Source organism: Acinetobacter sp. ANC 4169 (genome assembly GCF_002135355.1).
GTDB lineage: Bacteria > Pseudomonadota > Gammaproteobacteria > Pseudomonadales > Moraxellaceae > Acinetobacter.
Window position 1 is genome coordinate 162,948 of the sequence record NZ_NEGE01000001.1, and the last position, 13,898, is coordinate 176,845.

At 41.6% G+C, this 13,898-nt stretch carries 15 protein-coding genes and 1 tRNA gene; 3 read left to right on the forward strand and 13 right to left on the reverse strand.

Going from position 1 to position 13,898, the window contains the following annotated elements:
* The first annotated feature begins 175 nt into the window (after positions 1 to 175).
* The 3 genes from fdxA (at position 176) to B9T26_RS00820 (ending at position 2,156) form a co-directional block, all read left to right on the forward strand.
* Positions 176 to 499 carry a ferredoxin FdxA gene (gene fdxA / locus B9T26_RS00810; RefSeq protein WP_086197921.1) on the forward strand — a complete coding sequence of 108 codons (324 nt, stop codon included), beginning with the start codon at positions 176 to 178 and terminating at the stop codon, positions 497 to 499.
* A 143-nt stretch (positions 500 to 642) separates the two neighbouring features.
* Positions 643 to 1,356: a D-Ala-D-Ala carboxypeptidase family metallohydrolase gene (locus B9T26_RS00815; RefSeq protein ID WP_086197922.1), complete on the forward strand. Its 714-nt coding sequence runs from the start codon at positions 643 to 645 to the stop codon at positions 1,354 to 1,356.
* A 134-nt stretch (positions 1,357 to 1,490) separates the two neighbouring features.
* Complete coding sequence (locus B9T26_RS00820; protein ID WP_086198035.1) at positions 1,491 to 2,156, forward strand: O-methyltransferase; 666 nt, start codon at positions 1,491 to 1,493, stop codon at positions 2,154 to 2,156.
* Between the two features lie 142 nt (positions 2,157 to 2,298).
* On the opposite strand, the gene B9T26_RS00825 is transcribed toward B9T26_RS00820, so the two are convergent.
* The 13 genes from B9T26_RS00825 to B9T26_RS00885 all read right to left on the reverse strand — a co-directional run bounded on the left by B9T26_RS00825 (position 2,299) and on the right by B9T26_RS00885 (position 13,844).
* Complete coding sequence (locus tag B9T26_RS00825; protein WP_086197923.1) at positions 2,299 to 3,141, reverse strand: universal stress protein; 843 nt, start codon at positions 3,139 to 3,141, stop codon at positions 2,299 to 2,301.
* Positions 3,142 to 3,275: 134 nt separating this feature from the next.
* On the reverse strand, positions 3,276 to 3,893 hold the full coding sequence (locus B9T26_RS00830; protein WP_086197924.1) for an acyltransferase: 618 nt from the start codon (positions 3,891 to 3,893) through the stop codon (positions 3,276 to 3,278).
* A complete protein-coding gene (locus B9T26_RS00835; RefSeq protein WP_086197925.1) occupies positions 3,886 to 4,485 on the reverse strand; it encodes an IMPACT family protein in 600 nt (199 codons plus the stop codon). Before B9T26_RS00835 ends, B9T26_RS00830 begins: the two co-directional genes overlap by 8 nt.
* A 128-nt stretch (positions 4,486 to 4,613) precedes the next feature.
* Positions 4,614 to 5,804: an HlyD family type I secretion periplasmic adaptor subunit gene (locus B9T26_RS00840; protein ID WP_086197926.1), complete on the reverse strand. Its 1,191-nt coding sequence runs from the start codon at positions 5,802 to 5,804 to the stop codon at positions 4,614 to 4,616.
* On the reverse strand, positions 5,801 to 7,939 hold the full coding sequence (locus B9T26_RS00845; RefSeq protein ID WP_086197927.1) for a type I secretion system permease/ATPase: 2,139 nt from the start codon (positions 7,937 to 7,939) through the stop codon (positions 5,801 to 5,803). Before B9T26_RS00845 ends, B9T26_RS00840 begins: the two co-directional genes overlap by 4 nt.
* Complete coding sequence (locus tag B9T26_RS00850; RefSeq protein WP_227518750.1) at positions 7,936 to 9,390, reverse strand: TolC family outer membrane protein; 1,455 nt, start codon at positions 9,388 to 9,390, stop codon at positions 7,936 to 7,938. Before B9T26_RS00850 ends, B9T26_RS00845 begins: the two co-directional genes overlap by 4 nt.
* Positions 9,391 to 9,633: 243 nt before the next feature.
* Complete coding sequence (gene lptB, locus B9T26_RS00855) at positions 9,634 to 10,380, reverse strand: LPS export ABC transporter ATP-binding protein (protein WP_086197929.1); 747 nt, start codon at positions 10,378 to 10,380, stop codon at positions 9,634 to 9,636.
* Complete coding sequence (gene lptA / locus B9T26_RS00860) at positions 10,380 to 10,946, reverse strand: lipopolysaccharide transport periplasmic protein LptA (RefSeq protein WP_086197930.1); 567 nt, start codon at positions 10,944 to 10,946, stop codon at positions 10,380 to 10,382. Before lptA ends, lptB begins: the two co-directional genes overlap by 1 nt.
* A complete protein-coding gene (gene lptC / locus B9T26_RS00865) occupies positions 10,930 to 11,478 on the reverse strand; it encodes an LPS export ABC transporter periplasmic protein LptC (protein ID WP_086197931.1) in 549 nt (182 codons plus the stop codon). The genes lptA and lptC overlap by 17 nt, the downstream gene beginning before the upstream one ends.
* Before the next feature lie 41 nt (positions 11,479 to 11,519).
* Positions 11,520 to 12,059 (reverse strand): KdsC family phosphatase, encoded by a 540-nt coding sequence (locus B9T26_RS00870; protein ID WP_086197932.1) that lies wholly within the window; start codon positions 12,057 to 12,059, stop codon positions 11,520 to 11,522.
* A 3-nt stretch (positions 12,060 to 12,062) separates the two neighbouring features.
* The gene (locus B9T26_RS00875) at positions 12,063 to 13,040 is read right to left on the reverse strand and encodes a KpsF/GutQ family sugar-phosphate isomerase (RefSeq protein WP_086197933.1); all 978 of its coding nucleotides are present in this window, start codon (positions 13,038 to 13,040) and stop codon (positions 12,063 to 12,065) included.
* A 195-nt stretch (positions 13,041 to 13,235) separates the two neighbouring features.
* Entirely contained in the window at positions 13,236 to 13,595 is a 360-nt protein-coding gene (locus B9T26_RS00880) for a hypothetical protein (protein WP_086197934.1), read from the reverse strand.
* A gap of 173 nt (positions 13,596 to 13,768) precedes the next feature.
* Positions 13,769 to 13,844 (reverse strand) — tRNA-Gly (locus B9T26_RS00885).
* Positions 13,845 to 13,898: the final 54 nt, after the last annotated feature.

Here is a 13,898-nt window from a genome sequence, read left to right on the forward strand (position 1 = left end):
TCTAAATAGAAGTCTTTTTCATTTACTACAAATATTTAATGAAATATGCAATTTTTATCAAAATTAACAGCGCTATATATAACAAATATCAATAAAAGCAATTGTTACTTAGCAGCATTTTTGCCTAAAATACAGCAAGAGTAATTAGAACCAAATTTTTTAGGTAGCTGTCGCCATGACCTTTGTTGTCACTGAAAATTGTATTAAATGTAAATACCAAGACTGCGTCGAAGTTTGTCCGGTAGATTGTTTCTACGAAGGTCCAAATTTCCTCGTAATTAATCCAGATGAATGTATTGACTGCGCATTATGTGAACCAGAATGTCCGGCAAATGCTATTTTCTCGGAAGATGAGTTGCCAGAAGGCCAAGAAGTCTTTATTGAACTTAATGCTGATCTTTCACAAAAATGGCCAAACATTACTCAAATTGGCGATCAGCCTGCTGACCGTGAAGAATGGAACGGTAAAACTGACAAGTTACAATACTTGGAAAAATAATACTGTTATTCCACTTCAAAAAAGATCAGCGTATGCTGATCTTTTTTTATACTGAAAAAATACATTTGATTGCAATATTTTCAAATTTTATCCTTCAAATTAGATTAAAATAGCCCCGTATTTATAAATATCTGATTTCTATAATGAAGCATGTTTTAAAGGGCTTACTGGGCTTGAGCCTGGTCCCACTTGTCATGATTGGATGTACCACATCTCCTCAGAAACAAGGGCAAATACCCGATGGAAAACGGATCTTCATTCCCCAGGAACGCATTATTCTTGAACGCCCAATTCCACCTAAAACAGTACCTTATGTTTATAATTCATGGGTAGCGCTGGGTGATAATTTGCATCGCGTGCGTGAATATGAAAGTTTTCTGGAACGTAATGGTGTAGGTAATATTATCCCCAGTTTTGAATTAATGCGTTCTGCTCGTGACTGGCAAAAATGTGGTCGGGCTCAATACATGATTCCTAATCGTGAATTGTGGAATAACCAGATTTCCACTTTACGTGTATTCAAATACCTGGTTGCGGCTAAAGTGCTTACCGACTTTGAAGTGACCTCGGTTTATCGTGATTTACCCCTGAACCAATGTGCGGGTGGCGCAAATTCGTCACGCCACTTGTTTAATTCGGCCATCGATTTCCGTATTGGGCCTGAAATTCCGCAAGCTCAAGATTATGCTTTTATTGAAAATACCAAATTTAAATTATGCCAGTTCTGGGCACAGCATGGACAAAGCCTGAATATGGGACTTGGGCTATATGCTTCCGGTCAAATCCATATTGATACCCAAGGTTACCGTACCTGGGGGCCTGACCTGTCACGTCACAGCTCTATGTGTAATTTTTAAAATAATCTAGTGATACAAAAAGAGATCTTGCTGATCTCTTTTTTATTGCCCTATTTTCAATAAATCAAAACGATAAATTGCACTCTGAATGGAAAGGTTTAAAATGCATGCATCGCAACAAAGGTGACAAAACTATGCAACAAATGTGGACAGAGATTGATGCTTACATCGATTCACATTTAATTCCAGAAGACCCGATTCTGCAACAGACATTAAAAAACACCGAAGATAAAGGTTTTCCAGATCACCTTGCCGTCGCACCCAATCAAGGCATGCTGCTGCAAATGCTTATTCAAATGAACAAGTGCAAGCGTGTGCTAGAACTGGGGACCTTTGCTGCCTACAGTACCATGTGGCTTGCACGTGCCCTGCCTGAGAATGGTTATATCCTGACCATTGAAGGCCGTGATACCCATGCAGCCTTGGGACAAGAAAATATTGATCATGCAAAACTTCCACAGACCATTGAGCTTAAAGTTGGCCGTGCCGCAGATGTATTAAAGGCATTACCTAACGATTTTGAACCTTTTGACTTTGTGTTTATTGATGCCGACAAACAGAGTTATCCTGAGTATTTGGAACTTAGCTTAAACCTGTCACATTCAGGGACCATTATTGTACTGGATAATGTAATTCGCGCTGGTGATATCATTAACCCCGACAATCACAAACCAAGTATTGAAGGTATTCGTGATATGTTTTCTGCTATGCAAGACCATCCCCGAATTCTGTCCTGTACCGCATTACAAACAGTTGGAAGCAAAGGACATGATGGCTTTGCTATTGCCATAGTGAAATAATATGACACAAAGGTTAAAAAACAATCTTTTTGTTTTTTTATTTATTTATTAGATATTTATAAATACTGTCCATATAGTTATCCACAAGTTATGCGGATAACTATGGCCAATTATTAAGCGTATTTGTAAAGTATTAATAAACTTATTTCACCACCAATAATGGTACGCTTGAATTTCGGAATATACTGGTTGCCACGCTGCCCAAAAAGAATTGGCGAATTTTACTGTGACTAAATGCACCGAGTAATATCAGTTGTATACCATGTTCGCTTTGGTATTCAAGTATATTTTCCGAAACATCACCATAACGGTATTCAGTCACCACATCAAGGCCAGCATCACGTAAATACTGTGAAGGCTCATTCAGGATTTCCGGATGATCACCGACATATAGCAGATGGCATTGCAATAATTTTAATAAATCACTTTGCGCTACACGTTTCATCAAATTGACACAGGTCGGTGAATATTCATAGGCAAAAATAAATCGGGTTGGTGGCTTAAACTGTTCTCCAACAGTCATGATTGTACATTTTGCACCACGAATAAAATTTTCGACATTACTGCCGATCGGCTTGTTTCGCTCCGCAGAGCGCTCCCCGACGCGGCCAATAATGGCAATATCGTCTTCTTTAAGTACCTGGAAACTTTGTTCTAAAAAATCGCCTTTTTCTTGTAGATGCGAGGCACTAATCTGATATTTTTGCTGAATCATTTCAGAAATATGATTTAAAAGATTATTACTGTAATCCAGTGCCAGTTCACTTTGTTTTTGTTCAAGTTCTGCCAGTTCTTTCAGTAACATTGCATTACTTTCAAAACCGATCACCCCACTGATTTCACCCAAATGATAACTGGCTGGGTAATAGTCTAAAACCTGTAATAATACCAATTCACGTTGTGTCTGCTTCGCAACCCATGCCGCAGCTTCGGCAACTGCATTTACGCATGGAGAAGAGTCAATACAAGCGATTACACGTTTCATTTTCGCCTCGCTTTTCGCCCATACAGGCTGTAAATCTAATTGTTATTTTTAACTTAGCATATCTCTTTGTCACTGTGCATGCTTTTATGTAATTAAACTTACTCGCTGATTCATCTTAATTTTATTGAAATTTTTTAATCCCGATCACGAATAAATATTGCAGGATTGCCCGCAACAATAGTTGCCTTTTCAACATTTTTGGCGACCATGCTATTCATGCCCACAATGGCATGTGCATCGATCTTTACACCATCTTTAACCCCAACATGCGCACCTAACCAGACATCCCGCCCCACTTCGATGCCTTGTGAACGTACCGGTTGCTGGTAAATGGGCTGTGCCAGTTCCATACCATGGTCAAAGGCATATAGATGGCAATATGCGGCCATACGAACCTGATCATGCAGCTTAATCCCTGCTCTGCCACCATCCAGAATACAGTGATGGTTTATGGCCACTTCATTGCCAATCTCTAAAGGTCCATGCAAGGTACAGTCTGCGGCAATAAAGGAATTGTCTCCAATCGTTATTTTCCGGCCCGGCTCGGCAAAAATATGGGCCAGTGGTGAAATAAAACAGTTTTCACCAATTTCAACGGTCTCCATTTCCATTAAATAAGCCTGATATTCTTTTTGCCATTCCTCCGCCCAACCGCGATTTTTCGGTTTTAAGGACCAATATAGCCAGGGCATATAATTCAAACGATGCTTATGCTGCTCGCGATATTTTAACAGTGGGTCTTGCTCAGTCATGTTCAGGTTCTTCTACAATTTTGAGTTGTTCACGGCCACGGCTTACATCCTGAATTTTCAGTGCCAAAGGCTGGATTTGATGGACTTGTAACAGGGCTTCGACCTGTACACCTGTGGCAGTATATTGTTCCTGAAATTCGATGTGTTGCTGGTTCAGCTCATATTGAAAGATGGCCCATTCATTGAACTGACAGGCAAAACTGATTTTTTTCTTTTCAATCAGCTCAATTTTTTCCGTCAGTAACAAGCACTGCCCGGCACAGCCACCATAGGCACGCGCCAGACCACCTGTACCCAATTTAATGCCACCATACCAGCGGTTGACCAAAACGATGATATTGGTTAATTCATTGCCTTCAATCGTGGCAAGAATCGGCCTGCCTGCTGTACCTGATGGCTCGCCATCATCATTAAAACGGACATTGTGGCCGATTTTCCATGCCCAGCACTGATGTGTCGTAGTGATATCTTTATGCAGCTCCAAAAAGTTTTTTACATCCTGTTCATTTTCTACTGGTGCAGCAATCGCCTGAAAGCGACTTTTTTTAATGTATTCTTCAAAAGTAATGGACGAGGCAATGGTAAATGGCATAAATCTAGAATAAATAACAATACAGCGGCAGTATAGCCTGTTTTCAGCGGCTTGCAGATACAAAAAAACCTCCTATAAGAAGGAGGCTTTTTTAAGTCGGTCTGCAAATTTTAACCTGTAAATTTTAATTAGCGTTCACGTAAAGCTTCTTGAGCTTTATTGAATGGCTTAATCAGGTAATCCACTACAGACTTTTCACCGGTTTTAATGTCTACCGTTGCCACCATACCCGGGGTAATACTGAATTGCTGGCCTGATTTATTGGTCAGTTTATCGGTATCTGTGCGAATATAAACCCGATAATAGAACTGATCCTGCTTCACTTCATCGCGAATGGTATCTGGTGAAATGACAGTTACCTTACCCTTTAGACCACCATAAATAGAATAGTCATAGGCAGTAATTTTGACCAAAGCCTCCTGACCCGGATGAATAAACGCAATATCCCGTGGTGAAATTCGGGCTTCAATCAATAACTGTTCATCCAGAGGAACAATGGTCATGAGCTTGCCATTTTGCGGAATGACGCCACCAATGGTCATGACATCAATTTCCTTAACCACACCGCGCATAGGTGCTTTGAATATGGTTCGACTTAAGCTATCAGACTTGCCTTTGACCACCTGTTGCTGTGTTTCCACGTCAGTATTGGTTTTAGACAGTTCTTCACGTGCCTTCACATAATACTGATTGCGAATATCATTCATCTGATTGCGCAGGTTATTGGCTTCACGTTTTAAGCGTAACACTTCCACATCACTTGCAGCACCCTTGGCAACTAAGGGTTCAGTCATGCTCAGTTCCTGTTCAATCAGACTTAAAGCCTGCCGCAAACCGGATAAGGATTCATCCAGATTGGCACGGCGCGAATGATAAAGGGCTGTTTCCTCTTTAACCAGTTTGGCATCCTTGAGCACTTCTTCAGGAAATCTAAGTGGTGTGCCATTCACTTCTGCTCTTAAACGTGCTGAAGTTGCACGTGAAGACATCAGCAAGGAAGCGGATTCGCCCACATTGGATTCCAGACGGGTTGGATCGAGCTGGGCTAAAACCTGGCCCTGCTTCACAATTTCACCTTCACGGACGTGTAACTTGGTTAAGATTCCGCCCTCAAGCGATTGAATGGTCTGTTCTTTTGAAGATGGCACCACCTTGCCTGTACCGGTTGAAACTTCTTCAAGCTTAAAAAACCATGCCCATGCCAATAAGGCGAGCAAACCTATACAGATCATCCAGATAAACACACTGGCTTTAGGTAAAGGCGGTTCAAGTTCAGTCACTTTCATGCCACTTTTTAGATTCAGTGATTTATCGCTCATGATTTAGCTCCTGCAACTTGTCGTTGTTGTGGCTGATTCTGATTCAAAATCTGATCACGAGGTCCATCCATCACAATCTTGCCATCATTCACCACAATAATCCGATCCACCAATTCCAGCACTGCACGACGATGCGTCGCAACAATCATGGTACGTTGACCGAGCCATAATTTCAGATGATCAATCAGCTGTTTTTCAGATACATCATCAATTGCAGCGGTAGGTTCATCCAGCAACAAAATATTCGGCTGGCGAATCAACAAACGTGTCAGTAACAGTGCCTGTTTCTGCCCGCCTGAGAAACCTACACCACCTTCAAGAATAATATGATCCAAGCCTTCCTTTTTTTCCTGAACAAAATGCAGGGCTCCGGTAATTTTTAGGGCATTTAAAATTTGTTCATCACTGGCTAAAGGCGCACCCAATGTCAGGTTTTCCCGCACAGTACCAAAAAATAAATGTGCATTCTGATTCAGCAAGGCCATATCACGACGTACATCTGAGGGGTCGATTAAACCCAGCTCAACACCATCAAGTTTAATTTTGCCTTGTACAGGTGTTTGCATACCGGAAAATAATTGCAGCAATGTCGATTTACCTGCTCCATTACGCCCCAGAATGGCGATCTTTTCACCGGGTTTGATTTCCAGTTTAGGAATCATCAGACTTGGTTTTGGATCATCTTCGCCATATTTAAAAGTCACACCGGTTAATTCATAATGGCCATTGAGTACCGGGCGGTGAATTAAATGAGCACGATCCGGCTGATCGACTGCTTTTTTCATTAATTCATCCAGTCCTTTTTTCGCCACCTTGGCTTGCTGCCAGCGACCAAGCACCCCGGTAATCTGAGCAATCGGCCCCAGCATACGCGATGACAACATTGAGCATGCTACTAAAGCACCGGTGGTCATGTCGCCTTTCATCACGGCAAAACACCCTACCAGCACGACAATCGCAAAGGTCAAACCTTGAATTTTTTGCGTCCAGGCATTCATAACCCCAACAATTTTACGTTGACGCATGGATATGTCTGCAGAGGTTTCATTGGTATGATTCCACTGGTTCTGAAATCTTGCCTCAGCACGTAATAGCTTTATATCTTCAATGCCTTGCACAGCTTCAACCAGCATCGCATTACGGATTGCACCTTCACGCATGCCCTCACTGGCCAGTTTCGCCAAAGGTTTTTGCGCCAAAATGCCCGGCAGAATCATCAATGGAACCACCAGCAGCATCACCCAAAACAGGTTGCCGCCAATCAGCCAGAAAATCCCCAAAAACAACAGGAAGAATGGTAAATCGGCAATTGCCGAGATCGTGGTTGAGGTGACCAGTTCACGCACGCCTTCAAGTTCACGAATCTGTGAAATAAAACTACCAGTGGATTTTGAGCGTTCGCTATTTTTTATTCTTAAGGCATGACCAAAAACCCGGTCTGAAATTTTTAAATCTGCACGTTTACCAATAATATCCGACAAATAAATTCGGGCAACACGTAGACTGAATTCAAAAATGGCAGCAATCAGCACCCCGCCCGCCAATACCCATAAAGTGGGGATTGACTGTGCCGGAATGACCCGGTCATAGACATTCATAGAAAACAAAACAGTCGCCAAAGCGAGAATATTGGCAATCATCGAGGCAAACATCACATCGATATAACGCTTCCAGTCACGTAATACAATCGACCAGAACCAGCTGCTTTCATAGGGTTTAATGTATTCATCTACCCGTGCATCAGGCACCGATTTTTCTGGTCGAAGAATATAAACATGACGAATACTGGATTGCAGTACATCTAGCGTTAGGATTTGAGCAAGCCCCTGATCACCACTGAGTTGAACATTGACATTGCCCTCAGCATCGACCTTTTCCACCACACCGACCTGCCCGTCATGAAACTCCACCACAACAGGTAGGCGCCACGGATTGATTAAATCGGTACTGAATGTGGATTTACGCAAACTCATGCCGACCTGACGGCTGATCAGGGACATGATGTCATCAACACTCTGGTTGGAATTCCAGTCAAGCTGTAAACGGATACGTTCTTCAGAAGGTTCTATCCGGTAATGCTTGGCAATTGTGAGCACCGCTTGAAGCCAAGGCTGATAATTCTTTTTATTATTCATGGCTGAATCTCAAACCCCTGAATTGAAATATTATTAAGATCATAGAGATCACGTGAATGACCAGTTATTGCAATGTATCGCACAATTGCCACATAAATATCAAAACGGGCATTCTCAATTTCCTGTGCTGCACTGTGAATGGCCTGTTCAGCATTCAGCAAATCCACTGCCGAACGTGTGCCCAGTTTATATTGTTCCTGATAGAGCTCTTTGGTGCGAATGGTGGTTGCTTTGCGCGCCATTAATACGCCCATTTGACGCTGCTTGTTTTCAATTTCTTCGCGTAATGACCGGACATCATCTAAAACATTCAAATACACCGCATTTACTTTAGCTTTTGCCGCTTCCTCGGCATAGCTTGCAGCACGTGTCTGAGATTTCACCGCTCCGCCCTGATAGAAGTTACTGGATACTTCTAACATGATGGAATCATACAAACCGTCATCTTCATTATTGTTGGGATTGCGCCCGTTGAGTGCCTGACTCAAAGAACCTTTCAGATTCAATGTAGGATAGCTGCTCAGCTTGGCTTGCTGTTTCTGGAATTTAGCACTTTCCACTTCGGCTTGTGCCATCATCATCTGCGGGATTTTATTAAATTCAGGCTCTTCATACAGATGTGACTGTTGCACTAAACGCTCTGGAATTTTCCAGTCTAGAGCCGAGACATCAAAACCCAATAAAGTTCTTAATTTTTGTTGATACTGTCTCAGCTGGTTCTGCTGAACAATTAAATTAGACTCGGCTGCTTCCAAATTAGATTGCGCCTGCACCGGATCTGCCTGAGTGCTAATCCCTGCTTTTGCTCTAAGATTGGCAATTTCAGCAATACGCGCAATACCATTAATCTGTTGTTGTGCAATCGCCGTAATTTCTTGATAACGTTTGATATTGATGATTGCATTTGCGGTTTCTAAAGCCACATTATCAATGCTTACCAATACATTGGCTTGTTCAGTTGCCAGTTTTGACTCTTGAATATTTACACTGCTTTTGACTTTGCCAAAGTCATATACCATTTGTGTAGCGGTCAAACTCAGTAATTGACGTCCGCGTTCTCCTGAGGTGAGATCTCCCGTTCCAATACCTCCAGAAAGTTGCGGATAGTATTGCGCTTTAGCGACATCAATATTCGAACCCTGAGAAGCCAGCGTTGAGAGGGCTTGAGAAATTTCAGGATTACGTCGTAATGCCCGCAGAATGGTTTCATTAAAACTTAATTGGGTAACAGGTGCATGGATTGACTGCTTTGAAACTAAATTATCCTTACGTTCAGAACTTGTGATTGCAGGTAACTCCTGAACTTTAGAAGTATCCAGCTTAAAGTTACTTAAGGCATCAATATTTACCGTATTGTAGTTTTCATCTGATTTAGGAATAAAAATTGGACTAATTACAGACTTAACTGACTGCAAAAATTCTGGTGAACTGTCTGCCTGTGCATAGCTCATGTGTAAAGGCAAAGTACAGATCAGACACTGTATGCTTCTTACTAGAATTTTCTGGCACCAAACTAGGTTATTTTGATTTTTTAGCATCATGTGAGTGACAATTATTTTTATGAGTACTTAACGCATTTAATCCCTAATGCGCCTGTTATAATTAAGCAATTATCGTTTCTATTTTAATACTTAATATATGGATGATCTTGTCACTTTTTTAATACAAAATCATCCTTTTTTTTAAAAATATAACTAAACTGTAAAATCTTCACCCAAATAGACTTTACGCACAGTATCATTTTCAAGTACTTCTTGCGGTGTACCCTCTGCAATTACAGCACCTTCACTGACAATATAAGCATGTTCACAAATCGCTAAAGTTTCACGTACATTATGATCGGTAATCAATACACCAATTCCACGGTCTTTCAGGTTACGAATAATATCCTTGATATCCCCGACAGAGATTGGGTCGACCCCGGCAAAAGGTTCATCCAGTAGCATAAATTTAGGATCTGCAGCCAATGCTCGGGCAATTTCAGCACGGCGTCGCTCACCACCCGACACACTCATGCCCAATGAATCTTTGATATGGCTGATTTTAAAATCAGCCAGCAATTCATTTAAACGCTGCTGACGTTGCTGCTTGTTCAAATCCTTACGAGTTTCAAGAATCGCCATAATGTTTTCAGAAATCGTCAGTTTTCTAAAAATGGAAGCTTCTTGCGGTAAATAGCCAATCCCTTTACGGGCTCGTTCATGCATGGCCAGATCTGACAAATCAAGATCATCCAAATGAATCTCGCCTTTGTCCATGCGGACCAGACCCACCACCATATAGAAACTTGTGGTTTTACCTGCACCATTCGGACCGAGCAAGCCTACAATCTGCCCACTCTGCATCTGGAAAGACACATCCTTGACTACCCATCTTTTACTATAGTTTTTTGCAAGGTGCTTAATACAGAGCGTTTGGGGCTGGTTGAGTGACTGATCCATTAATCACGTGCTCCCGGGAAAGATTTTGAGCTTGATGGCGGAATAACAATTTGCACACGGCCTGAAGAAGAGCCGGTATTGTTTGGTGTACCAGTCGCTTCTACATCACCTTTATTCATACTGTATTTCAAGGTATTACCGCGAATACTTGCCCCATCTTGCTGCAACCACGCACTGCCAGACAAAGTAATAATGCCAGTTTGGGCATTATATAAAATCTTTTGTGCCTGACCTTTGGCCATGCCTTTATTGACATCGGTTTTTTGCTGGAAACGTGCAGGACCACCACTCGCGGTAATAGTACTGATTTGTTTTTGACTGTTCAGATTTGCCACAATTGAATTGGCTTGCAACTTCATGGTGCCCTGTTCAATGATGACATTACCGGTATAAGTGGTCACACCTGTTTTTTCATTATAGGTGGCACGGTCAGCAACCAATGAAATGGGCTGATTTCGGTCAGAAGGAATAGCAAATGCCGCTGCCGACGAGAATACAACCAAACCGACTAAAGCTGCTTGCTTAAGCAAGGTTTTAGAAAATGTAAGCTTAAGATTTTGGTTCATATTTTCCTCGAATATTAAAAAATTCGTATTGACCGTCATTTAAATTGGCTTTCAGTCCTTGGCTCACGAATTCAGCTTGCGGAGATTCCACCATGACCTGTTTATCTGTTTCAATTTCCCGGCTTTCAGGATATCCGGTTAATTCTTGAGTCCGAAACTGCATTTGGCCTTGTTGCATCAGCTTGGTTGCCACTACATTGCCTGACAAAACCACGCGTTGATTATCATCATAACTATTTGCAACTTTGGCATAAAAAGTCGCATCTACTGCGCCGTTCTTATACATTGAGGCATTGAGGTTGGTCAGTTTTGCAGTTTCTTTTTGCAAGTCCTGTTCCAGACGATCCACCTGGGCACGGACATACAAATTACCTTTATCATCGGTTTGAGTCAGGTTAATTTTTTCAGCGGAATAGGTCATGCTTCTGGCTGAGTCAACCTCGAGCTTGTTACCCTTACCACTGTAATAGTAGTAACCACCACTTATAGCTGCAATTGCTATAGCAGTTACGTATAAAACTTTTGTATCCATAAGTGTGGTACTTAACTCAAATTCAATGGATTATTTAATCATTAATGTGGGACAGCGGTATATTTTTCAAGAAGCTCTTCATAAGCTCCTTTGGCCATTAAAATCATGTCACAGATTTCACGCACTGCACCACGACCGCCCATGGCCTGAGTGACCAGATCTGCACGGCGTCGAACTTCTACATGACCATTAGGTACCGTCACTTTCATGCCTGCAATGGCAAATGCCGAAAGATCAGGCCAATCATCGCCCATATACAAACAATCTTCTGGAGCAACATTCAATTGAGCACAGGCTTCGCGTAATGCCACACCTTTATCTTCTCGGCCCTGAAAAACCAGGTCTACACCTAAGTCAGACATGCGCTTTTCCACAATATTACTTTTACGTCCAGTAATAATAATGACTTTCACACCTGCTTTCTGTACAAGTTTCATGCCCAAACCGTCACGAATATCAAAGGACTTGATTTCATCACCAGTATTGGTCAGGGTCACAAAACCATCACTCAGAATCCCGTCGACATCAAGAACCAAGGCCTCAACATGACGCGCCTGTTCCAATAAAATATAAGATGCCATTTATTAATTTACCCCAGCTTGAATCAGATCATGCATGCTAATCACACCAATGACCTTATTTACACTATCTACTACTACAAATTGATTGATTTTCTTTTCATTCATTCGCTCTAAAGCTTCAACAGCACGTGCTTCTTGCGAAATGGTTAAAGGATTTTTAGTCATGACTTCAGCAACTGCCAAGTTCACATCAAAACCCTGTTGCTTATCAATTAGGCGACGCAAATCTCCGTCGGTGAAAATACCCAATAGAACGTCATTTTGATCCACAATTGTGGTTAAACCTAGGCGTTTATTTGAAATTTCGTATAAAACCTGATTCATTGGTGTATCTGGAGATACTTTTGGCAATTCTGCGCCTGTATGCATGATGTGTTTTACATGTAGCAACAAACGTTTGCCCAAAGCCCCGGCAGGATGAGACAGGGCAAAATCATCGGCAGTAAAGCCACGCGCATCAAGTAAGGCAACCGCCAAGGCATCGCCTAAAGCCAAAGTTGCAGTGGTACTTGAGGTCGGCGCCAGACCCAGTGGACATGCTTCCTGAATATTTCCCAAAGTTAAAGCCACATCTGCATTTTGCGGCATAGGTCCTTTGTCATCCCCACTAATGGTAATTAATGGGATTTCCAAGCGTTTGATTAATGGCATGAGCATCATGATTTCGTCGCTCTTGCCCGAATTTGAAATAGCAATGAGTACATCACCAGGAACCAGCATGCCTAGGTCGCCATGTCCGGCTTCACCCGGATGCATAAAGAATGATGGCGTACCTGTAGAGGCAAAAGTTGCTGCCATTTTACGGCCAATATGCCCTGACTTCCCCATACCGGTAATGACTAAACGCCCTCGGCACTGCAAAATAATTTCACATGTACGGCTAAAACGTTCATCAATTTGCGTCGCCAATATTTCTAGCGCTTGTTCTTCTATACGCAAAGTTTCTAATGCGACTTTTTGAAAGTCTATTTGATTTGGCATATTTGGTGGGTTCAAAGTAGGTTTACCTTAACTCTATATAGAGTTGACTCAGTCTAGCAAAAAATAATTTTCGCAATTTTATCATATCTATGCAAATGCCACGTTTTAATATGTATAAGATTTCATGAAATGTGCAGAAATTATGGTTTGATAAAGCAAGTGTATCTATGCTGTGCTCATTCTGAAAAATTCGGATTATTGGTGTACCCAAATTCCCTCATCCCCTATAAAGTAAGTGTGATTATGCTCTACTTCAATGGTATAAACATCAGCACAATAATGATCAAAGGTCGGTCTTAATTGTGCAAAAAACTGTACTTCAGGGTTATTTTTATCATCAGGCAATATGCGCTTGGTTTGAGTACTTGCTAATACTTTTTCAAGTAAACCACAACTTAAATAAGCACCACCGCCAGCAATAACTACAGCTAATCCTCCACGTAAATCTACATAGCAGCTAAAGTCATCATCATAAAGCATCGCAACTAGTGGGTCTGCTGTACAACTGATCGTTTTTTCATTATTAATATCGGCAGAAATCTTCTGGTTGCTCAATTTTTATTTCTCCGTCCATCGCTGTTTATTTTTATTTGCAATGCGCCATCTTAAGCCATAATTAATGACATTGAATATTCATATTTAAATCATGTGGTTCAATTCTAATTTAGTATTTTATTTTTACAGCCCATAAAAAAACCCTAATCTTTCGACTAGGGCTTTTCGTATTCTGGAGCGGGAAAGGAGACTCGAACTCCCGACCCCAACCTTGGCAAGGTTATGCTCTACCAACTGAGCTATTCCCGCAATATGGAAGTGAATTATAGAGAGTTTCATTCAACTGTCAACTCTTTATGCTTC

Excerpts from the sequence above, each read along its gene's own strand:
- fdxA (WP_086197921.1), top strand. The coding sequence starts at position 176 with ATGACCTTTGTTGTCACTGAAAATTGTATTAAATGTAAATACCAAGAC.
- B9T26_RS00815 (WP_086197922.1), top strand. The coding sequence starts at position 643 with ATGAAGCATGTTTTAAAGGGCTTACTGGGCTTGAGCCTGGTCCCACTT.
- B9T26_RS00820 (WP_086198035.1), top strand. The coding sequence starts at position 1,491 with ATGCAACAAATGTGGACAGAGATTGATGCTTACATCGATTCACATTTA.
- B9T26_RS00825 (WP_086197923.1), bottom strand. The coding sequence starts at position 3,141 with ATGAAACGTGTAATCGCTTGTATTGACTCTTCTCCATGCGTAAATGCA.
- B9T26_RS00830 (WP_086197924.1), bottom strand. The coding sequence starts at position 3,893 with ATGACTGAGCAAGACCCACTGTTAAAATATCGCGAGCAGCATAAGCAT.
- B9T26_RS00835 (WP_086197925.1), bottom strand. The coding sequence starts at position 4,485 with ATGCCATTTACCATTGCCTCGTCCATTACTTTTGAAGAATACATTAAA.
- B9T26_RS00840 (WP_086197926.1), bottom strand. The coding sequence starts at position 5,804 with ATGAGCGATAAATCACTGAATCTAAAAAGTGGCATGAAAGTGACTGAA.
- B9T26_RS00845 (WP_086197927.1), bottom strand. The coding sequence starts at position 7,939 with ATGAATAATAAAAAGAATTATCAGCCTTGGCTTCAAGCGGTGCTCACA.
- B9T26_RS00850 (WP_227518750.1), bottom strand. The coding sequence starts at position 9,390 with ATGAGCTATGCACAGGCAGACAGTTCACCAGAATTTTTGCAGTCAGTT.
- lptB (WP_086197929.1), bottom strand. The coding sequence starts at position 10,380 with ATGGATCAGTCACTCAACCAGCCCCAAACGCTCTGTATTAAGCACCTT.
- lptA (WP_086197930.1), bottom strand. The coding sequence starts at position 10,946 with ATGAACCAAAATCTTAAGCTTACATTTTCTAAAACCTTGCTTAAGCAA.
- lptC (WP_086197931.1), bottom strand. The coding sequence starts at position 11,478 with ATGGATACAAAAGTTTTATACGTAACTGCTATAGCAATTGCAGCTATA.
- B9T26_RS00870 (WP_086197932.1), bottom strand. The coding sequence starts at position 12,059 with ATGGCATCTTATATTTTATTGGAACAGGCGCGTCATGTTGAGGCCTTG.
- B9T26_RS00875 (WP_086197933.1), bottom strand. The coding sequence starts at position 13,040 with ATGCCAAATCAAATAGACTTTCAAAAAGTCGCATTAGAAACTTTGCGT.